General features: G+C 36.0%; 17 protein-coding genes. 12 read left to right on the top strand and 5 right to left on the bottom strand.

Annotated elements, in window-relative coordinates; all coding sequences use genetic code 11:
* Positions 1-131: 131 nt before the first annotated feature.
* A complete protein-coding gene (gene exsM / locus V7S50_RS21315) occupies positions 132-545 on the top strand; it encodes an exosporium regulatory protein ExsM (RefSeq protein WP_063221810.1) in 414 nt (137 codons plus the stop codon).
* 141 nt (positions 546-686) lie between these two features.
* On the opposite strand, the gene V7S50_RS21310 is transcribed toward exsM, so the two are convergent.
* From V7S50_RS21310 to V7S50_RS21300, 3 genes are all read right to left on the bottom strand, one after another.
* Positions 687-3,362, bottom strand: a complete 2,676-nt coding sequence (locus tag V7S50_RS21310; protein WP_242254942.1) for a PRD domain-containing protein — start codon at positions 3,360-3,362, stop codon at positions 687-689.
* 104 nt (positions 3,363-3,466) lie between these two features.
* Complete coding sequence (locus V7S50_RS21305) at positions 3,467-4,204, bottom strand: polysaccharide deacetylase family protein (RefSeq protein ID WP_242254941.1); 738 nt, start codon at positions 4,202-4,204, stop codon at positions 3,467-3,469.
* Positions 4,205-4,405: 201 nt separating this feature from the next.
* Positions 4,406-5,479, bottom strand: coding sequence for a glycosyltransferase family 4 protein (locus V7S50_RS21300; protein ID WP_000378310.1), 1,074 nt, complete (start codon positions 5,477-5,479; stop codon positions 4,406-4,408).
* 500 nt (positions 5,480-5,979) lie between these two features.
* Here V7S50_RS21300 and V7S50_RS21295 point away from each other — a divergent pair, with 500 nt between their 5' ends.
* Together V7S50_RS21295 and wecB are read left to right on the top strand one after the other, a co-directional pair.
* Positions 5,980-7,350 (top strand): UDP-glucose dehydrogenase family protein, encoded by a 1,371-nt coding sequence (locus V7S50_RS21295; RefSeq protein WP_277930189.1) that lies wholly within the window; start codon positions 5,980-5,982, stop codon positions 7,348-7,350.
* Positions 7,351-7,424: 74 nt separating this feature from the next.
* Positions 7,425-8,540 carry a non-hydrolyzing UDP-N-acetylglucosamine 2-epimerase gene (gene wecB, locus V7S50_RS21290; protein WP_242254937.1) on the top strand — a complete coding sequence of 372 codons (1,116 nt, stop codon included), beginning with the start codon at positions 7,425-7,427 and terminating at the stop codon, positions 8,538-8,540.
* Between the two features lie 37 nt (positions 8,541-8,577).
* Here the strand turns inward: wecB and V7S50_RS21285 are convergent, their stop codons facing one another.
* Positions 8,578-9,711 (bottom strand): LCP family protein, encoded by a 1,134-nt coding sequence (locus tag V7S50_RS21285; protein WP_242254935.1) that lies wholly within the window; start codon positions 9,709-9,711, stop codon positions 8,578-8,580.
* A gap of 74 nt (positions 9,712-9,785) precedes the next feature.
* Positions 9,786-10,421 (bottom strand): YigZ family protein, encoded by a 636-nt coding sequence (locus tag V7S50_RS21280; RefSeq protein WP_336376471.1) that lies wholly within the window; start codon positions 10,419-10,421, stop codon positions 9,786-9,788.
* Positions 10,422-10,660: 239 nt separating this feature from the next.
* On the opposite strand from V7S50_RS21280, the gene V7S50_RS21275 reads away from it, so the two are divergent.
* The 9 genes from V7S50_RS21275 to prfB all read left to right on the top strand — a co-directional run bounded on the left by V7S50_RS21275 (position 10,661) and on the right by prfB (position 20,947).
* Positions 10,661-11,503: a DegV family protein gene (locus V7S50_RS21275; RefSeq protein ID WP_063221805.1), complete on the top strand. Its 843-nt coding sequence runs from the start codon at positions 10,661-10,663 to the stop codon at positions 11,501-11,503.
* Positions 11,504-11,676: 173 nt separating this feature from the next.
* Positions 11,677-11,991 (top strand): winged helix-turn-helix transcriptional regulator, encoded by a 315-nt coding sequence (locus V7S50_RS21270; RefSeq protein WP_000400857.1) that lies wholly within the window; start codon positions 11,677-11,679, stop codon positions 11,989-11,991.
* Positions 11,992-12,137: 146 nt separating this feature from the next.
* Entirely contained in the window at positions 12,138-13,556 is a 1,419-nt protein-coding gene (locus V7S50_RS21265) for a C40 family peptidase (protein ID WP_242254929.1), read from the top strand.
* Positions 13,557-13,683: 127 nt separating this feature from the next.
* Positions 13,684-15,033 (top strand): ATP-dependent helicase ComFA, encoded by a 1,350-nt coding sequence (gene comFA, locus V7S50_RS21260; protein ID WP_242254928.1) that lies wholly within the window; start codon positions 13,684-13,686, stop codon positions 15,031-15,033.
* Entirely contained in the window at positions 15,033-15,737 is a 705-nt protein-coding gene (locus V7S50_RS21255; protein WP_242254926.1) for a ComF family protein, read from the top strand. Before comFA ends, V7S50_RS21255 begins: the two co-directional genes overlap by 1 nt.
* A gap of 126 nt (positions 15,738-15,863) precedes the next feature.
* The gene (cspC, locus tag V7S50_RS21250; RefSeq protein WP_001990088.1) at positions 15,864-16,061 is read left to right on the top strand and encodes a cold shock protein CspC; all 198 of its coding nucleotides are present in this window, start codon (positions 15,864-15,866) and stop codon (positions 16,059-16,061) included.
* A gap of 318 nt (positions 16,062-16,379) precedes the next feature.
* The gene (gene hpf / locus V7S50_RS21245) at positions 16,380-16,922 is read left to right on the top strand and encodes a ribosome hibernation-promoting factor, HPF/YfiA family (protein WP_060632875.1); all 543 of its coding nucleotides are present in this window, start codon (positions 16,380-16,382) and stop codon (positions 16,920-16,922) included.
* A gap of 274 nt (positions 16,923-17,196) precedes the next feature.
* Complete coding sequence (gene secA, locus V7S50_RS21240; protein ID WP_242254925.1) at positions 17,197-19,704, top strand: preprotein translocase subunit SecA; 2,508 nt, start codon at positions 17,197-17,199, stop codon at positions 19,702-19,704.
* A gap of 144 nt (positions 19,705-19,848) precedes the next feature.
* Positions 19,849-20,947, top strand: a protein-coding gene (gene prfB / locus V7S50_RS21235; RefSeq protein WP_098555249.1) for a peptide chain release factor 2 whose coding sequence is annotated in 2 segments (ribosomal slippage) — positions 19,849-19,920 and positions 19,922-20,947 — 1,098 coding nt in all. Because the reading frame shifts where the segments join, the coding sequence is not laid out codon by codon here.
* Positions 20,948-21,357 lie beyond the last annotated feature (410 nt).

Raw genomic sequence — 21,357 nt, 5'->3', positions numbered from 1 at the left:
AACGATTCTAATGTAAAGATTGTGTGAATCTTTTCTTTGTAATTAAGGCTTTAAAAAGTCATAAATGATTATGTATAAACCATAAAGTAGTAGAAGTAGTGCTGGGAAATTTATATAAGGAGAATGCCCGTATGACAACACATTTCTTTGCGAGGTTAACAGGTAAGAGGGAAATACCTCCTGTAAATACAGAAGCTTATGGTGTAGCAGAGTTTATATTTAGTGATGATTTAAAGAAGTTGCAATATCGGGTCATATTGAAAAACATCGAAAAAGTTACATCATGCCAAATTCATTTAGGGAAAGCAGATCAAATTGGTCCAATTGTTTTAAGCTTATTTGGCCCATTAAAGCAAGGTATTAGTGTAAATGAAGGAGCCGTGACGGGTGTAGTCAATGTGGCGGATTTTGAAGGGCCTTTACAGGGGAGAGCGTTTGATAGCTTACTTCAAGAAATCATTCAGGCGAACGTATATGTAAATGTTTATACGAAGTCCAATAAGAAGGGCGAAATCAGGGGGAGAATTAGGAAAGTAAAGAAGTAGAAAAAAGGCTGTCCATATTTTGGAACAGCCTTTTTTGCTATGAGGTACAAATTTTAGCGATTATTGTTGGTAAATCGATATATTTTGAAAATCGCTCATATAATTCGCATTACGGTCGATATATTTAAAATACTGTCTCGATTAATTTTTTACAGGTTGATTTTTTATGAAGAAGTCCATGATATAAAACACTTCGTCATCGGGTATTTGTATTTCAAATGTATTTTCAATCGGTTGCAATGCCTTTTTCACTTTCATATACATCCAGTATTCATCCTGTCTTCGCTTCTCTTTATCTGGATGAGGGAGGAGGCTTTCTCCTTTTTGAAGACGGTCAACCATACAGCTCATATGCAGAATAACACCCATTAAGCTGTCAGGAGTTAGCTGTAAGGAAATTAATTCTTGAATTGTATTTAATGCGTAACGAATTGTTTTAATAAGTAATGCTCCGTCGTTACGCTGCATTTGTTGTTCAAGAATGTCAGCCATTTTTGCATATGTTTCTTCATACGTAATTAATTCTTGAATTGGCTGAATTGCTGTGTAGTTTACGATATCTTGAAAATGATATGTTAAGCATGGAACTTGCACATCGAAATTTGTGACGATACAAATGATATTCCGCTCTTTTTTTATGTTCTCAATCATTTTCGTTAAATCTTTTTCATGGACGATACTAATCGGAATAATTTCAATTAAGTCTTTGTCAAATCGCAAATAGTTCTCTAACATTTTTTGAATAGCTAAAGCACTGCCCTCACCAGTTAAACAAGCTGTTAAAATAACAGATTTCATTGGTGATAGTGGCTTTTTCTTTTCTTCTTGTACGTTTAAGTAAAACGGTGTTAAGTTCTTCACGGTTTCATATAATGCATCTAACGAGTAGCCAAGCTGAGCTTTTCGAGCTGCTTCTAGTGCATGTGGAGTGCTAGTCATGGAAAGAACACGTACCGGAATTTTGAACTCAGTTTCTAATATATCACCAATATAAGCAAGCGACCCCATATCAACGAGTAAGAGAAGCCCGTTTACATTTTGGAGTGTTTTCATATACACTTTCACGCGCTCTAAGAAATCTTTCGGCGATTCATGTAGCGGCATATCAATACCGGTTACTTCCTCAATGCCGAGAAGTTCGTTTGCAACATTTGCCATTTCTGTTGCAATGCCGTTGCCGTGCGCTAATATTAATACTTTTACTTCTGTTTGTGAGGCAGGAATTGGATCAACAACGAAGAACATTGTTAAAAAGCCTGCTTCATCGATAGGCATTGTTATTTGTAATTCGTCTTCCAGTAGTTGAATGCATTGCATAGCTACGGAAAAAGCTTCTTTATATTTCGTACGAATTTGATTTAATTGTGGGTGATGAATTTGTTTCCCAGCTTGTAAACGTTGTAGAGTTGTCTGTACATGTAAACTTAAAGCGAGAAATACTTTTTCATCAAACGTTTTAGATAAATGCTTTTCAGCAAGTTCCGCGATTTTTTCACATACGGAAACGATATTACGATCCACAATTTTAAAAACATTTTCATGACTTGTCTTTTTGGACATTTGGTTAAAATATTGTACGAAAAAGCTTTGAATATCATTTTCTATTAGTAATTCTAATTCGTCCTCTTCAATACCGCGAGCTTGAAGTTCTTCGTATTTATAATCAATATAATCGTAAATAGAAGACTGTTTTTCATTCTCTATTTTATGATTACTCCAACCTTCATCACCTGTAAATATAAATGTTTCATTTGGTATTTGGTATATATGACGGCTTTTTCTTTCAATGAATAGCCCTTCTTTCATATACCAAGGTAAATCTGTACTTGAAACGTAGACAGAATCACGTTTCTTTGTCACGAAGTCAGAGTAGGCTTTCGCGCAGGCGATTTGTACATCCGTTTTTAATTGACCGATGTTATTGGGACAATTGTAAAAGACGAAAGCACGCATTGCATTCGGGCTAACGTGAATTTCTTTTCGCAGGCGGATTGCTTCATTTGTGAAAAATAGTTGTAATAAAGCAAAGCGTTCTTTATGTGTACGCTCACGAAGTGGTGGCAGTGTGACAGTCATCGGTATACGTCTTGTAAATGTTTTTAATAAAAATGAATTTGGTTCTTCGGTTGTTGCAGTAATAATTAATACTTGTGCTTTACGCTCGTTTTCTGTTTCTCCAAGGCGGCGATATACTCCGCGGTCAATAAAGGTGAAAAGCATTTCTTGTCCTTCTGGAGGAAGGCGATGTACTTCATCTAAGAAAAGAATCCCTTCATGCGCTTTTTCAATTAACCCTTTTTGATCACTTGCCCCTGTATAAGCTCCTTTTTTAATCCCAAATAACTGCCCCAGTAGTAGCTGTGGATTATTTGCGTAATCAGCACAGTTAAAGACGATAAATGGTGCGTTTTTAGGAAGCTGTTCAACTTCAATTGCATATTCGTGCATTAAAGAAGCGAACATAGATTTTCCGACTCCTGTTTCTCCCAGCAGTAAAGTGTGCATACCGTTTGGAGGATAGAGAATAGAAGCTTTCGCTTTTTCAATTGCGATTTTAAGACTTGTATTTTCAAGAGCAAATGTATCTAATGAAGTCACTTCTTTTGAATGCGTTTCCAACGACGTGTTCGTTTCTATATAAAAACGAACAGGACGCGTATTTGTTTTTAATAAACGTGTATCTTTTACAAGTTTGTTTAAGTCACTACTTACATTGGCGCGATCTAGTTGCAACAGGGTAGCGAGTTCTGATGCGGTTACACCTTCTGTATAATTGCCTTTTTGTATTGCGTTAAAAATGAGATCTATTCGTTTCATTTCTATTCACCTCGAAACTTCATCACTATTTAAAATTTTACACAAAAATGGGAAGGGTGGGAAGAGAAAAATAAAACAGCTTTAGCACATAGGCACTAAAGCTGTTACAATCTTGTGTCTTTCCAAAAATTAACTTCGAGATGAGAAGATGGATTATAGGGAAGAAGTTTGTATCCTTGTGACTGTAAATAATCAATTACTTTTGGCAGTATTTGTACAGTGACACTCGAATCATGCATTAAAATCACTTCGACTTGTTCATCGCTCTGATTACGTACCCTTTCTAGTATGGCAGAAGGATTGTCATAGCTTTTCCAGTCGTATGTATCGATTGTCCAATCCCACATTTTATACTGGGCTGATACGAGCGCATCACGGTAATTCTTTTTTAAGTAAGGCATGCTACCATACGGGACACGAACGAGATGTGTATTTAATTTTGTAACTTGCTGAACAATGTTTTGTGTTTGTTCCATTTCTGTAATTAAAGCAGATGGATCACCAGTGTAAAGACGTTTTACATCGTGTGACATACTGTGAAGTCCGATATAATGTCCGTCTTTAATTAATCTTTGCATTGTCTTTTTATAATGTGGCACTTTTCCACCAATAACAAAGAAAGTTGCTTTTCCGTTCTTTTCTTTTAAGATGTTTAAAATTTGTGTAGTATATTTGTTTGGTCCGTCATCAAATGTTAAGTACGCGATTTTTTTGGTAGGAGAAGTCGTCTCAGTATTTGGATGATGTTCAGCAGGGGGAATAGTAGTTGCTCCTGCATGAGATGACGCGTACATAGTAATTATTAAAAATAAAATAATGTATTGAAATACTCGCTTGATCATAACATTCACCCTCAGTTTGACAATCAAGATGTAAAAAAGAAAATATAATCCTTTTCTTATTATGTATATCTTTCTCCAATAGCGACACTCTCAAACAATCTATATTTTGGAAATGTAAAATAATGAATAAAAAAATAGCCTACTCTTATAAGAAAGAGTAGGCTATTTGAATATTTCATAATTGTACAGGCTATACTACAATTAGTCTTCGCGTTTTTTCACTTTTTTATAAAAGGAAATAAGTGGTTTGTAACGTTCATGTACAAGCCCGATTACTTCAGCGATAATCTCTGTAAAGAAGATTAAAACGAAAAGAAGAATAATGGATAACCATAATGTCGCACTAGAGAAAATGATTGCATTTACACTAAAGAAAATACCGAATGCGTATATAATTAGTACCGTTTTACGATGAGAGAAGCCCATTGCAAGTAAACGGTGATGTAAATGCGATTTATCTGGTGCTGAAATAGGTTTTTTATTTACGATACGACGGATAATTGCAAATGTCGTATCAAATACAGGTACACCTAAAATGATAACTGGAACGATAAAGCTGAATAACGTTACACTTTTGTATAATCCAAGTAACGATATAACAGAAATACAGTATCCTAAAAATAGTGCGCCTGTATCTCCCATGAAAATTTTTGCTGGATGGAAGTTGTAGAATAAAAATCCAATTGTACTTGCAAGTGCAATTAGTGCTAGAGGTAAAATGATAGCTGTTCCAGTGCCCCATGGGCTAGTGAAGGCCATATATGCTAGCGTTGCAAGTACGATAGATGAAATACCAGCAGATAATCCATCTAAGCCATCAATTAAGTTTATTGCATTTGTAATACCTACAATCCAAAATACTGTAATTGGGTAAGCAAGCCATCCAAGTTCAGTATCCCCGAGGATTGGAATATATAATACTTGCACTAATAATCCACTTTTTACAATCATAATGGCAACTAATAGTTGTCCACCGAATTTTACCTTCGCAGATAACTCGTACATATCATCTAAAATACCGATGATTACAATGATAATCGCACCTAGCGTTATCGATAACATTCTTTGTTCATATAAGCCACCGACAACAAATCCTACAGCTACACCAATAAATATCGCTAACCCGCCAAGACGAGGCATGATCTTTTGATGTACTTTACGCGCGTTTGGCTTATCTGTTGCTCCTATTTTAAAAGCTAACTTAATAACTAAAGGAGTAACGACGAGTACAGTGATGAAAGATGCCAAAATGGCATAAATCACTTGTGAGTCCATTAATACCCCACCCTTTTATAGTCTAACGTAATTTTTTTTAATATATTTATCTGAAAATTATGATGTTTATTTACAGGCTCATAACATATGGTATCACAAAAAGATTAGAATTCAATCTTTTTTTGTTTTTACGGTAAATGGAAGCAGATAGAATATATGACAATTGTATACAGAATGTTGAATCATTTGAGAAGGTTAATCGTATTGGGCTTTAAAATATGACATTTTCTCTTTTTCTTTAATAGTGAATACTTTTATTTCAATATTATAAGTGTTACACGTAGAAATGAGTAAGTTCCGTGTTAAAATGTGGGAATTTATCCCGAATGAACAGGGAGCCTTAATTCCTGTAGAATCTCAATTGGTTTAACGAATAATTAGTGGAAGTTATTTAATTTTACAAAAACTTAAAAAAGAATGAAAAAAGTAATTCATATAATAAAGAAGTAAAAGAGTTTTCTCATTTTTAATGTGAGAGGGGGAAGCACAGGGAGAATTCTATGTATTCGTATATTTTCTATTGTATATTCCTGTGCGAAAAGGAAATGAAAATTACGATAATAGGTACCGGATACGTTGGATTGATTACAGGAGTAGGATTGGCAGTATTGGGACATTCGGTTACATGTTTTGATATAAATGATGAGAAAATTGAACGGATAAAACAAGGGGATCTGCCTATTTATGAAGCTGGTTTATATGAATTAATAAATGAAGCATATGAGAATAACTGTTTAACTTTTACAACAAGTAAAGAAGAAGCATTTAACGATGCAGAGTTCATATTTATCGCAGTTGGAACACCATCTTTATTAGATGGGACAGCGGATTTAACATATATTCAAAGTGCATGTGTTGATATTGGAACATATGCGACTAACGACATTATTGTTGTTACAAAAAGTACTGTTCCTGTAGGGACGAATGGTACGATTAGAGGATGGATTGAGGGGAAGTTACAGGGGAGACATGAATTACATATTGCATCGAATCCCGAATTTTTACGGGAGGGTTCAGGTATTTACGATTTTTTTCGAGGAGATCGTATTGTAATTGGAGCAGATAATGAGGAAACGGCACGAAAAGTGGAGGATTTATATAATGAATTACGCTTAAAAACATATGTTACAGATATAAAAAGTGCAGAGATGATTAAATATGCATCGAATGCCTTTTTAGCGACAAAAATTAGTTTTATCAATGAAATTTCAAATATATGTGAGAAGGTAGGAGCGAATATATTAGACGTTGCACAAGGGATGGGAATGGATAAGAGAATTGGTGCGTCGTTTTTAAATGCGGGCATTGGTTACGGGGGATCGTGTTTTCCAAAAGATACGAAAGCTCTTGTACAAATTGCAGGGAATGTGGCGCATGATTTTCGCTTGTTAAAAGCAGTCATTGAAGTGAATAATAAACAACAGTTGTTATTGATTGAAAAAGCAAAGAAAGTAATAAATATGAATAAGAAGCGGATTGCGGTGCTGGGAGCGTCATTTAAACCGAATACTGATGATATAAGAGATGCACCATCCCTTATTATGATACAAGAATTAATTAATATAGGTGCGGATGTAGTTCTATATGACCCGAAGGCGATTCAAAATATGAAAAATATCTTTGGGGAGACTATACAATATAGTGAATGTATAGATGAATCAATTAGAGGAGCAAGTGCGGCTTTTATCATGACAGAATGGGAGGCTATCCGAGCTTATCCGTTAGAAAAGTACGCCCAACTTATGAGAGAACCTATTTTATTCGATGGAAGAAATTGTTATACTGATGAGGATGTCAAGAAGCAAGAGATAGATTATTATTCTGTTGGAAGAGAAAGTATTTGTAAGAGGGACTTTTCCGTTATTCGTTAAAAAGGTATGTATTCATGTATATTCTTATATGTCATAATAGAAGTCGTAACTAGTGAAAGAAAAGAGGCAATGAAATGACTGAACGTTTAAAAGTAATGACAATTTTCGGGACACGTCCAGAAGCAATTAAAATGGCACCTCTTGTATTAGAGTTGCAAAAGCATCCAGATAAAATTGAATCAATTGTGACTGTAACAGCACAACATCGTCAAATGTTAGATCAAGTATTAAGTATCTTTGGAATTACGCCAGATTTCGATTTGAATATTATGAAGGATCGCCAAACTTTAATTGATATTACAACACGTGGTTTAGAAGGTTTGGATAAAGTAATGAAAGAAGCAAAGCCGGATATCGTACTTGTACATGGTGATACAACGACAACATTTATTGCAAGCTTGGCTGCTTTCTATAATCAAATTCCAGTAGGTCATGTCGAGGCAGGACTTCGCACATGGGATAAATATTCTCCATACCCAGAAGAGATGAATCGTCAATTAACAGGTGTAATGGCAGATCTTCATTTCTCACCTACAGCAAAATCAGCAACGAACTTACAGAAAGAAAATAAAGATGAGTCAAGCATTTTCATAACAGGAAATACAGCGATTGACGCACTAAAAACGACTGTAAAAGAAACATATAGTCATCCTGTACTAGAGAAACTTGGGAATGATCGTCTTGTACTTATGACAGCTCACCGTCGTGAAAACTTAGGAGAGCCAATGCGTAACATGTTCCGTGCAATTAAGCGTCTTGTTGATAAGCATGAAGACGTACAAGTTGTGTATCCTGTTCATATGAACCCTGTTGTTCGTGAAACAGCGAATGATATTTTAGGGGATCATGGCCGCATTCATTTAATTGAGCCGCTAGATGTAATTGATTTCCACAATGTTGCAGCTCGTTCATACTTAATGTTAACTGATTCTGGTGGGGTACAAGAGGAAGCACCGTCATTAGGTGTACCGGTTCTTGTTCTTCGTGATACAACAGAGCGCCCAGAAGGTATTGAAGCAGGGACATTGAAATTAGCAGGAACAGACGAAGAGACAATCTTTAGTCTTGCTGATGAGTTGTTATCAGACAAAGAAGCTCATGATAAGATGTCAAAAGCATCTAACCCATACGGTGATGGTCGTGCATCAGAGCGTATTGTAGAAGCAATTTTACAACACTTTAATAAGTAAATAAAAAGAGCCAAATCATATACGATTTGGCTCTTTTTTATTGCTGATTTCTCATAATCCACTCTGCATGAGCATTCGTAGAAGGAGGGGGCTCAGTTTGTGTCTTGTTCTGATTTTGGTCCGTTTCTTTCTTTGCCTTTTCGTTAGAGTTAGAATTTGAAGAAGGATTTGATTCGGTTTTTGTTGTTGAATTTTCTTGAGAGTTTGCTGTTTCTCCTAATTCTTTTTTTATTTCGTTACGTACTGTCTCTACACCGATTGGATCTGGAAGGAAGTAATAAATACCACCTACTTTTTTGTCTTCTCCTTCAAGTTTGAACGTTTGCATTGTAGAAGGATCAAACCCAGAGAGTTTATTGTAAAGAGCAAGGCCATCTGAAATAGGAATGTCAGTTTTTATATATTTTCCAACGACTTCTGTCAAATCTTTAATTTTAAATACGGTAGAGGTGGAATTTAGTTTTTGAGCAACAGCAGCTAGTAATTGTCTTTGTCTAGCGGCCCGACCATAATCACCATTTGGATCTTGCTTTCGCATACGAACGTAAGCGAGTGCTTCTTCACCATTTAATTCTTGTTGCCCTTGCTTAAATTCAATTTTTTTGTAGTAATCCACGTCTGAACGCTCCCAAAAATCGAAGGGGACATCAACAGTAACACCGCCAACAGCATCAACAATACCTTTAAAGCCTTGGAAATCAATTTTAAGATAATGGTCTACAGGCACTTTTAGAAAACCTTCGACCGTTTTGATTGCCATTTCTTCTCCGCCGTAAGCGTGCGCAGCATTAATTTTGTCCTCTTTATTCTTTCCGACAATTGGAACACGACTATCACGAGGGATACTCATAAGTGATATCTTTTGCGTTTTTGGATTGACTGTCGCAAACATTAATGAATCTGTACGACCGTTTTGACCGTCTGTTGCATAATCTTCTATACCCATAATAAGGATTGTAAAAGGCTCTTTTGTAATTTCTACATCTGCGGTTCTCAAATCCGATTTTTCACGAGTAAAACCACTATACATCCCCATGAGAGAAGAGTAGGAATTTAATATATAAAGTCCTACACTACCAAATAAAAATAAGAAAATGAGGAAGTAGAAAAACTTTCTTCTTCGTTTCTTTTTTATTCTGCTATTTTGGAGATGATAATAACGTTCTTCCATATATAATCTCCTTAGTTCATTTGTAGGAAAGTAATTCACTACATTAATATTTAAAGGTGATGATGTAGTTATTCTTAGATAACATCTTGTTCTAAGTACAACATATCTCCTTCTGTAATTGTACATTTCCCATTTGTTAATTCAATCATCCAATCTGTGAATGCTTGTTTTCCATCTTCTTCTACATACGTATCAAATGTGACGTTTTCGAGATAATGTATATCTTTAATGGCATATTTTGAATTACGCAATTCATTTTCAATTTTGCCAAGTAATGTGTAATCAATCTCGGTCTGCATAACACGCATTAGTTTTCGCTCGACAACACCGACGTGATTAATGCCTTCGCTTGTACATTTTCCATATGCGCGAATTAAACCACCAGCGCCCAGTTTGATGCCACCAAAATAGCGGGTAACGACACCGACGGTATTTTTTAAACCGCGTTTTTTTAGTACCTCTAACATAGGTACACCAGCTGTACCGCTAGGTTCGCCATCATCGTTTGCTTTTTGGATTTGATCTTGTTCGCCAATTAAATACGCAGAACAATTATGTGTGGCATTCCAATTTTGTTTTTTGATTTTTTGTATGAATTCTTGAGCTTCTTCTTCGGTTGTAGCACGACTAACATAACAGATGAATCTTGATTTTTGAATAACAATTTCGTGTTCACCGTAGTCTTTTATTGTTAAATATTGTAATAACACTTGTATACGCCCCTATCCATCAAAATGACTAGTACTTTACATTTTAAAAGCGGGCGTTTTTATATTCAAACATTTTTTATAAATAAGTTGAAATTTTTGGTGAGTATTTTACCTTTTTGTTGTAATTTGTCGAGATGATGAGTATAATTTCAAACCGGCATTTTCATGTATGGATGCACCATTTTTAGTTTTCGTGTAAAATTAGGAAATAAAAACTTTTTTATAAGGCAGGTACGCAAATGAAAACAGCTATTGTTACTGATAGTACAGCATATATACCGAAGCATATTCGTGATGAACTCAATATATATATGATTCCATTAAACGTTGTATTTGGAACGGAATCTTATCAAGAAGAAGCTGAAATTTCAGCAGATGATTTTTATGTAAAAGTACGTGAGCAAGAAGAACTTCCGAAAACTTCTCAACCAGCAATCGGAAAGTTTGTTGAGCTATATGAACAATTATCTAAGGATTACGATGCAGTTATTAGCATTCATCTTTCAAGTGGAATTAGTGGTACATATCAAACGGCAACGACAGCTGGACAGATGGTTGAGGGCATTGATGTATATACGTACGATTCTGAAATTAGTTGTGAAGTACAAGGATTCTATGTGCGTGAAGGTGCAAGGCTAGCAAGCGAAGGAAAGGATCCAAAAGAGATTATCGCCCGTTTTGATGAAATGAAGAAAACGATGGACGCTTATTTTGTAGTAGATGATTTACACCATTTACAACGTGGAGGACGATTAAATAGCGCGCAAGCTTTCATTGGTAGTCTGTTACAAGTGAAGCCGGTTTTATATTTTAGAGAAAAAATCATTATTCCGTTTGAAAAAATCCGTACGCGTAAAAAAGCGTTAAAACGTATCATCGAAATTTTTGATGAGCAAGCAAGTAAAGGTGTACCTATGGAAGCAGTTATCATTCATGCGCAACGTGAAGAGGAAGCGATTGAATGGAAGAAAGAATTAGAAGCAAAATATCCTCATGTTACAATCCGTACAGGTTATTTCGGTGCTGTAATTGGTACGCATTTAGGTGAAGGTGCATTAGGTCTTGGATGGTATACGAAGTAATAAAGATATAAAAAGCTCTCTTATGGAAGAGGGTTTTTTTACGGATATTTTACATGAAGTTGACAAGTTAATATTTGGAAATGGTAAAATGTACGTAAAATAAAATAATGAGGAAAGTTTTATAACTTACTTTTTACAAGAAACTATATTATAATAGAAGAGAGGTGAAACATATGGAGCATAATTCTTGTTTATGTCCAAAGTTTGAGTCAGCTTTTACTTTGCTTAGTAAGAAATGGACTGGCTTAATTATTAAATCTTTGCTTGAAGAGTCAAAGCGTTTTAGAGAAATCGCAGATATTATACCGAATATGAGCGATCGTATGTTGTCAGAGCGTTTAAAGGAATTGGAAAGCGAAGGCATTGTAGTTCGTAATGTTTATCCAGAAGTACCAGTTCGAATCGAGTACGGTTTAACGGACAAGGGAAAAGCGTTAGAAAGTGTTATGGATGAAGTCCAAAATTGGGCTGAAAAATGGATGAAATAACGTTTTGATTTCATCCGTATTAGTATATTTAACAAAACGTAAGGGAAACCTTGCGTTTTTTCTTTGCTTATAAAAAGCTTTTAAATTTCTACACATACATACAAAAATATGCATATTTTGCGATAGTGTTACATATAATATTACATTTGTTTTACAAAAGCGTAACATTAGCAAAAAAAATCCCGAATTATGGTATAAATTTTATAGGTTATATACGGAAAAAGAAAAAAGAAAGCGGTGTAAAAAATAAAATGAAAAAGCTAAAAATGGCATCTTGCGCATTAGTTGCAGGGTTAATGTTTTCAGGACTAACACCAAATGTATTTGCAGAAGATAAAATTTCTGACGTGAAATCACAAATTAACACACAAAATGATACTTTACATAAACAACAACAAGAACGTGATGAATTACAAAAACAAATGAACGACTTAAACAAAACAATTCAAGGTTTAGATAAGTCTGTCCAAGAGAATGCTTCAAAGCTTGATGAAACAACGAAAAAAGTTGCGGATACTGAGCAGTTAATCGAAAAGAAAAATAAAGATATTGCAGAACTACAAACGAAAATTGCAAAACGTGAAGAATTATTAAGAAAACGTTTAGTTGCACTTCAAGAACAACCAAACACAAATGTTGTAACAGAAGTTCTTGTAAACTCTAAAAACGTTGCAGATTTAGTTGATCGTTTAACTTCTGTTTCTAAAATTCTTGAGTCTGACGAAGATATCATGAAAACACAACAAGAAGACCAAGCGAACGTGAAAAAAGATGTTGAAACGGTAAAAACAAAGCAAAAAGAATTAAAAGAAGCACAAGCTCAAATTGAAACTGCTAAGAAAGAACTTGACGCTGAAAAAGCGAAAAAAGCAACAGCAGTAAACGATTTAAGCGGTAAAATGGACACAGTTGTAACTTCAATGACAAGTACGGAAAGTCAATTGAAAGATCTTGAAAAACAAGCATTACAATTACAACGTATTGCTGAACAAGAAGCACAAGAGAAAGCGGCACAAGAAGCTGCTGCTCAAAAACAAGCAGAACAAGCTGCTAAAGATGCGCAAGCTCAGCAAGCACCTGCTCAGCAAGCTGCACCAGCAAACAACGGTGGACAAGCTCAAAAAGAAGAGCCTAAAAAGGAAGAACCTAAAAAAGAAGAGCCTAAAAAAGAAGCACCTAAGCAAGAAACGAAAAAACCAGAGCCAGCACCAACTCCAAATGCGGGTGGCGTAATTGGTAAAGCGCAAGGCTACTTAGGCTTACCATATGTTTGGGGAAGTGCATCTCCATCAAACGGTGGTTTTGACTGTAGTGGATTCATTTCTTACATCTATGGTGTAGGACGTCAAGACGTTGCAGGTTACTGGAATTCAGTTTCTAAAGTAAGTAGCCCACAACCTGGAGATTTAGTATTCTTCCAAGGTACTTATAAGCCAGGTCCATCTCACATCGGTATTTACGTTGGTAATGGCCAAATGATTCATGCTGGTGATAAAGGGATTGCTTACGCTAGCTTAAGCAGTAGCTACAACCAAAAACATTTCTTAGGATACGGTAGATTCTAGGATTTATAATCGAATAAAACATGTGTATAAAGTCGATAGCTTACTATTTTATAAGTAGGTTATCGGCTTTTTTGCGTTTTTACGAGATTATGAGAAAGGTTTATAGTGGTGCTGGAGGTGGTTGCTGATGCTTGCTGGAAAGCAGTTGCTATTAGAAGAACTTTCTTCAGATCTACTTAGGGACTTAAATAACTTGAAAAAGAAGGGAGAGGTCGTATGTGTACAAGGTATAAAAAAGAAAGCTTCTAAATATACGTGTCAGCGCTGTGGAAATATAGAGCAGCGGCTATTCGCCTCATTTTTATGCAAAAGGTGCAGTAAAGTATGTACGTATTGCCGGAAGTGTATAACGATGGGGAGAGTTAGTGAATGTACTGTACTTGTTCGAGGAATCGCTGAAAGAAACGGAGAAAAAGGTTTAAATTTGTTACAGTGGAACGGGACTTTGTCTACTGGTCAACAGTTGGCGGCGCAAGGTGTTATAGAAGCTATTAAGCAGAAAGAATCTTTTTTTATTTGGGCTGTGTGCGGGGCTGGAAAAACAGAAATGTTATTTTACGGTATTGCAGAGGCACTTCAAAAAGGAGAAAGAGTTTGTATCGCAACGCCAAGGACGGATGTTGTACTGGAATTAGCGCCGAGATTACAAGAAGTGTTTCCGAGTATAAATGTAGCTGCTTTATACGGAGGGAGTGTAGATCATGAAAAGGATGCAGCGTTAGTCGTTGCAACGACTCATCAACTGTTACGTTACTATAAAGCGTTTCATGTCATGATTGTAGATGAGATAGATGCCTTCCCGTATCATGCGGATCAAATGTTACGGTATGCAGTGCAACAAGCGATGAAAGAGAAAGTAGCGCGTATTTATTTAACTGCAACCCCTGATGAAAAGTGGAAGCGCAATTTCAGAAGGGGGAAACAAAAAGGCATCATTGTCTCAGGAAGATACCATCGTCATCCGTTACCAGTTCCTCTATTTAGTTGGTGCGGAAATTGGAAGAAAAGTCTTCATCATAAAAAAATTCCTCGCGTGTTACTACAATGGTTAAAAATGCACTTAAACAAAAAGCATCCTATTTTTTTATTTGTTCCTCATGTGCGATATATAGAAGAAATAAGCCTGTTATTGAAAGGGTTGGATAATAGAATCGATGGCGTACATGCAGAAGATCCGATGAGAAAAGAAAAAGTGGCATCTTTCAGAAAGGGAGACATTCCGTTATTAGTTACAACGACAATTTTAGAAAGAGGAGTAACTGTGAAGAACTTACAAGTGGCTGTGTTAGGGGCTGAAGAAGAAATCTTTTCGGAAAGTGCGCTCGTACAAATTGCAGGCCGAGCAGGTCGTAGTTTTGAAGAACCTTATGGTGAGGTTATTTATTTTCATTACGGTAAGACAGAGGCGATGGTACGTGCGAAAAAACATATTCAAAGTATGAACAAAATTGCGAAAGAACAAGGATTGATCGATTAATGTATTGTCTAATTTGTGATGAGTATATTGTAGAAATAGTTAGTTGGCACACCTTTTTTGTAAAGTCTCATGAAAAATATATATGTGATAGATGTGAGCAAAAGCTTTCCTATATTATAGGAGAAATTTGCACGGAGTGTGGGCGACCTTTAGAACGTATTTCTAATTTGTTTAAAAAAGATGATATTTGTATGGATTGTATAAGGTGGATGGACGATGAAAAGTATTGGCCTTTTAAAAATCGTTCGTTGTACGTATACGATGATGAGATGAAAGAAATAGTAGCACAGTTTAAGTTTCGGGGGGATGCGGAATTAGTTCATATTTTTCACCGATCTTTTCGGGAGCTATTTCAAAAGTATTTTCCGGTCGTTTCAACTGTTATTGCTGTTCCGCTTAGTAGGGAACGGGAGTATGAACGTGGTTTTAATCAGGCAGAGTTATTAGCAACTTGTTTGCCTGTCAAAGTTTCTTATCCATCATTAAGAAGAAGGGAAACAGAAAAGCAAAGTAAGAAATCGCGTAAAGAAAGGCTTTCAGGAAGTAATCCTTTTTATTTTCAGGGAGAAGAGATGTTTCATGGCCAACGCATTTTACTCGTTGATGATGTATATACGACAGGAATTACAGTTAGACAAATTGGAAGTCTTTTATACGATAGAGGAGCAAGGGAAGTTTCTAGTTTGACGCTCTGTAGAAGTTGATCTGTAACTGTCGAAAGGGATAATAAAAAGACGATAAGTCTTCTTTGACTTCATATGTTGTCATTCGTTATAGTCAAATTATGGGGCGAATGCCCTGATTTTTAGAGTGAAGGGAATGGAATGAACATGCAAGGAAGAGTGAAATGGTTCAATGCAGAAAAGGGATTTGGGTTTATTGAGCGTGAAGATGGTGATGATGTGTTTGTTCATTTTTCTGCTATTCAACAAGATGGGTATAAGTCATTAGAAGAAGGGCAACAAGTTGAGTTTGATATTGTAGATGGAGCACGTGGACCACAAGCAGCTAATGTTGTAAAACTGTAGGGATATCGTTTTTGGGAAGAGAAAGCTGCGTTTGTGGCAACGTTATATATATGTAGAACCTCTTGTTTTTACAAGGGGTTTTTGTTATGAGTTAAGTTGTCAAAAAGTTGTTTCTTTTCTGTAACGAATTGTCCACAGTTATATTCGTTATTCATGATGTTAATAGGATAAAATAAAGATAGAAACGATGCATCTTTTCATTTCAACAAAAAACGATAAAAAAATCGCAATTCCACTAATTTTTTTAAAAAAGTTAGAAGGAGTTTTTAAGCCAGTGTCGAAATTATAGTACATAGGCTTGAAAGGAGGAATTCATCTATGAAATTCAACATTCGTGGTGAAAATATTGAAGTAACTCCAGCATTAAAGGAATATGTAGAGAAAAAACTAAGTAAGTTAGAGCGTTATTTTGATACATTCCCAGAGATTAAAGTTAATTTAAAAGTATACTCTGACAAGCAACGTGTCGAGGTAACAATCCCATTTACTGATTTATTACTTCGTGCAGAAGAAACTAATAGCGATATGTACGCTGCTATCGATTTAGTAGTTGATAAACTTGAGCGACAAATTCGTAAACATAAAACAAAAGTAAATCGTAAGTTACGTGAGAAAGGTTCTATAAAAACGAACTTTATCCTTCCAGAAGCAGTAGCTGTTCTGGATCAGGTAGAAGAGGATGAACTAGAACTTGTACGTACAAAACGATTCGATTTAAAACCGATGGACGTTGAAGAGGCAATCCTACAAATGGATATGCTAGGACATAATTTCTTCGTCTTCACAAATGCTGATACAAATGAAACAAATGTTGTATATGGCCGTAAAGATGGGAAATATGGTTTAATCGAAACTAAATAATAATTCGAAAGCGCAGCCGAAATGGCTGCGTTTTTTTGCTGAAAATAGATTTTTAAAAAAAGTTTTCTTAATTTAGAACGAGACATTCGGCCGATTGTTGTCATAGTTATAAGACAAGTGTTACAATTATCATTAGGTATATACATTTTAGTTTTTTTAATTAGGAGAAAAATTGGCATAACATACATTTGATTTTTATAACGACTGATTGTAATAGAGAAAAAGAAAAAACAATCGGAAGTTTTATTTTAATAAAAAGAGGAGCGTATTTCCTATGATCGGTATTTTAAAAAAGGTGTTTGATGTAAATCAACGCCAAATTAAACGTATGCAGAAGACAGTTGAGCAAATTGATGCATTAGAGTCATCTATTAAGCCATTAACTGATGAACAATTAAAAGGGAAGACGCTTGAATTTAAAGAACGTCTAACAAAAGGTGAAACAGTAGATGATCTACTACCTGAAGCTTTTGCGGTTGTTCGTGAAGCTGCGACTCGTGTTCTTGGAATGCGTCCGTATGGTGTACAGTTAATGGGTGGTATTGCCTTACATGAAGGGAATATCTCTGAGATGAAAACGGGTGAAGGTAAAACGTTAACATCTACATTACCTGTATATTTAAATGCTTTAACAGGAAAAGGTGTTCACGTTGTTACAGTCAATGAATACTTAGCGCAACGTGATGCGAGCGAAATGGGACAACTTCATGAGTTCCTAGGCTTAACAGTAGGAATTAACTTAAACCATATGTCACGAGAAGAGAAACAAGAGGCTTATGCTGCTGATATTACGTATAGCACGAATAACGAGCTTGGATTCGATTACTTACGTGATAACATGGTGTTATATAAAGAGCAGTGCGTTCAACGTCCACTTCACTTTGCTATTATCGATGAAGTCGATTCTATCTTAGTCGATGAAGCACGTACGCCACTTATTATTTCTGGACAAGCTCAAAAATCAACAGAGCTATACATGTTTGCAAATGCATTCGTTCGTACATTAGAAAATGAAAAAGAATATTCATTTGATGTGAAGACGAAAAATGTAATGTTAACAGAAGATGGTATTACGAAAGCTGAGAAAGCTTTCCATATTGAAAACTTATTCGATTTAAAACATGTAGCACTTCTTCACCACATTAATCAGGCGCTTCGTGCACACGTTGTTATGCATCGTGATACAGATTATGTTGTACAAGAAGGCGAAATCGTAATTGTAGACCAATTTACTGGTCGTCTTATGAAAGGTCGTCGTTATAGTGAAGGTTTACACCAAGCTATCGAGGCAAAAGAAGGCGTAGAAATTCAAAATGAAAGTATGACGCTTGCGACAATTACGTTCCAGAACTACTTCCGTATGTACGAAAAGTTATCTGGTATGACTGGTACAGCGAAAACAGAGGAAGAAGAATTCCGTAGCATTTATAATATGAACGTTATCGTAATTCCAACAAATAAACCGATTGTCCGTGATGACCGTGCTGATTTAATCTTCAAATCAATGGAGGGTAAATTTAATGCTGTTGTTGAGGATATTGTAAATCGTCATAAACAAGGACAACCTGTTCTTGTCGGTACAGTTGCAATTGAAACATCAGAGCTTATTTCAAAAATGTTAACGCGTAAAGGTGTACGTCATAACATTTTAAATGCGAAAAACCATGCGCGTGAAGCAGATATCATTGCAGAAGCTGGTATGAAAGGCGCTGTAACGATTGCGACGAACATGGCGGGTCGTGGTACGGATATTAAGCTGGGAGAAGATATTAAAAACGTTGGTTTAGCAGTTATCGGTACAGAGCGTCACGAAAGTCGTCGTATTGATAATCAGTTACGTGGTCGTGCTGGTCGTCAAGGGGACCCTGGTGTTACGCAGTTCTACTTATCGATGGAAGATGAATTAATGCGCCGCTTCGGTTCAGATAACATGAAAGCAATGATGGATCGTCTTGGTATGGATGATTCTCAGCCAATCGAAAGTAAAATGGTTTCTCGTGCAGTAGAATCTGCGCAAAAACGTGTAGAAGGAAATAACTATGATGCACGTAAGCAGTTACTACAATACGATGATGTACTTCGTCAGCAACGTGAAGTTATTTACAAACAGCGTCAAGAAGTAATGGAGTCTGAGAACTTACGCGGCATTATTGAAGGTATGATGAAATCTACAGTAGAGCGTGCGGTTGGACTTCATACACAAGAAGAAATTGAAGAAGATTGGAACATTAAAGGTCTTGTTGACTACTTAAATACAAACCTTCTGCAAGAAGGAGATGTGAAAGAAGAAGAATTACGTCGTCTTGCTCCAGAGGAAATGAGCGAGCCAATTATCGCGAAATTAATAGAGCGTTACAATGACAAAGAAAAGCTAATGCCAGAAGAGCAAATGCGTGAGTTCGAAAAAGTTGTTGTATTCCGTGTTGTAGATACGAAATGGACAGAGCATATTGATGCGATGGATCACCTTCGTGAAGGTATTCATTTACGTGCTTACGGTCAAATCGATCCACTTCGTGAGTATCAAATGGAAGGATTCGCAATGTTCGAATCAATGATTGCTTCTATCGAAGAAGAAATCGCTCGTTACATTATGAAAGCTGAAATTGAACAAAACTTAGAGCGTCAAGAAGTTGTTCAAGGTGAAGCTGTTCACCCATCTAGCGATGGCGAAGAAGCGAAGAAAAAGCCAGTTGTAAAAGGTGACCAAGTGGGCCGCAACGATTTATGTAAATGTGGTAGCGGTAAAAAATATAAAAACTGCTGTGGTATCGGTAAGTAATATAGGGCAGTAGTTCAGGCCGCTTTGCAAACTTTTATATCAAAAATGTTTAATTAAGAAGGATTAAACTCTCTCCGTCATAAGTGGAGAGAGTTTCCCTTGTTTTCATACGAAAGTAACAGCAATTACATAGAGGTGAAGGAAATGGAATTAGTAGAAATTAGACAGGAATTAGAGAAAATGGCTAAGAGATTAGCGGCTTTTAGGGGGTCTCTTTGACCTCCCTACTAAGGAGAAACAAATTGCAGAATTAGAAGAGAAAATGATGGGTGCAGGATTTTGGGATGACCAACAAGGCGCACAAGTTGTAATTAACGAAGCAAATGCACTGAAAGATATGGTTGGGAAGTTCCGTCAGTTAGATGAGACATTCGAAAATTTAGAAGTCACGCATGAGCTTTTAAAAGAAGAGTATGATGAAGATTTACATGAGGAGCTTGAATCAGAAGTAAAAGGCTTAATTCAAGAAATGAATGAGTATGAACTTCAGTTATTATTAAGCGATCCTTATGATAAAAATAATGCAATTTTAGAATTACACCCAGGTGCTGGTGGAACAGAGTCACAAGACTGGGGTTCTATGTTACTACGTATGTACACACGTTGGGCTGAAAAACGTGGCTTTAAAGTAGAAACAGTTGACTACTTACCAGGTGACGAAGCTGGTATTAAGAGTGTTACTTTATTAATTAAAGGTCATAACGCTTACGGTTACTTAAAGGCAGAGAAAGGTGTACATCGTCTTGTGCGTATTTCGCCATTCGATTCTTCAGGCCGTCGTCATACATCGTTCGTATCTTGTGAAGTTGTACCTGAATTCAATGATGAAGTTGAAATTGAAGTGCGTACGGAAGACTTGAAAATTGATACGTACCGCGCAAGTGGAGCTGGTGGACAGCACGTTAATACGACAGATTCAGCAGTTCGTATTACGCATACACCGACAAATACGGTTGTAACGTGTCAGTCAGAGCGTTCTCAAATTAAAAACCGTGAGCACGCGATGAAAATGTTAAAAGCGAAATTATATCAAAAGAAATTGGAAGAGCAACAAGCACAATTAGATGAGATTCGTGGAGAGCAAAAAGAAATCGGATGGGGTAGCCAAATCCGTTCTTACGTATTCCACCCATATTCTCTTGTGAAAGACCACCGTACAAATACAGAGGTTGGTAACGTACAAGCAGTTATGGATGGAGAAATTGATCCGTTTATTGATGCTTACTTACGTTCTCGCATTTAATAAGCGAAAAAAGGCCAACAAAATTGTTGGCGCATGCTGAGGATATAGAGGATATAAAGAGTATTATTTTATTTATATGGATGAAGTACAGAGGAAGAGAAGTTGGAAACGACAACTTCTCTTTTTGATGGGATTATATGTAGCATACAATGTTGTATATTGTTTTGTAAAAAGTAGAGAATAGTAAAACAGAGCGGCAATAGAGTAATACTTTATACAGAACTTTTCTGATTTCCCGTTCAAAAAGGATTCTTTATAGAAGTTTATAAGTTGTTCACAGAATTGAAACATCTTATAAAAGCTTTATATTATTAGGGTTCTCACTGTATTTTTGAAGAATATGAAATATACCTTAGTTTTTCTATATAAAGATAATGCTTATAATGAAAATGAGTGTGTTAGGAATGAAA

It is taken from the genome of Bacillus sp. CCNWLW194 (assembly GCF_037120585.1).
In the GTDB taxonomy this organism is placed as follows: Bacteria; Bacillota; Bacilli; order Bacillales; family Bacillaceae_G; genus Bacillus_A; species Bacillus_A basilensis.
Note: the sequence above shows the minus strand (reverse complement) of the source record. Positions and strands in the feature narration are given on the sequence as shown.

Bases quoted from the DNA above. Each gene is read 5' to 3' on its own strand.
- comFA (WP_242254928.1), top strand. From the start codon at position 13,684: ATGCTTGCTGGAAAGCAGTTGCTATTAGAAGAACTTTCTTCAGATCTA.
- V7S50_RS21270 (WP_000400857.1), top strand. From the start codon at position 11,677: ATGGAGCATAATTCTTGTTTATGTCCAAAGTTTGAGTCAGCTTTTACT.
- V7S50_RS21275 (WP_063221805.1), top strand. From the start codon at position 10,661: ATGAAAACAGCTATTGTTACTGATAGTACAGCATATATACCGAAGCAT.
- secA (WP_242254925.1), top strand. From the start codon at position 17,197: ATGATCGGTATTTTAAAAAAGGTGTTTGATGTAAATCAACGCCAAATT.
- cspC (WP_001990088.1), top strand. From the start codon at position 15,864: ATGCAAGGAAGAGTGAAATGGTTCAATGCAGAAAAGGGATTTGGGTTT.
- V7S50_RS21305 (WP_242254941.1), bottom strand. From the start codon at position 4,204: ATGATCAAGCGAGTATTTCAATACATTATTTTATTTTTAATAATTACT.
- V7S50_RS21285 (WP_242254935.1), bottom strand. From the start codon at position 9,711: ATGGAAGAACGTTATTATCATCTCCAAAATAGCAGAATAAAAAAGAAA.
- V7S50_RS21295 (WP_277930189.1), top strand. From the start codon at position 5,980: ATGTATTCGTATATTTTCTATTGTATATTCCTGTGCGAAAAGGAAATG.
- wecB (WP_242254937.1), top strand. From the start codon at position 7,425: ATGACTGAACGTTTAAAAGTAATGACAATTTTCGGGACACGTCCAGAA.
- V7S50_RS21300 (WP_000378310.1), bottom strand. From the start codon at position 5,479: ATGGACTCACAAGTGATTTATGCCATTTTGGCATCTTTCATCACTGTA.
- V7S50_RS21310 (WP_242254942.1), bottom strand. From the start codon at position 3,362: ATGAAACGAATAGATCTCATTTTTAACGCAATACAAAAAGGCAATTAT.
- V7S50_RS21255 (WP_242254926.1), top strand. From the start codon at position 15,033: ATGTATTGTCTAATTTGTGATGAGTATATTGTAGAAATAGTTAGTTGG.
- exsM (WP_063221810.1), top strand. From the start codon at position 132: ATGACAACACATTTCTTTGCGAGGTTAACAGGTAAGAGGGAAATACCT.
- hpf (WP_060632875.1), top strand. From the start codon at position 16,380: ATGAAATTCAACATTCGTGGTGAAAATATTGAAGTAACTCCAGCATTA.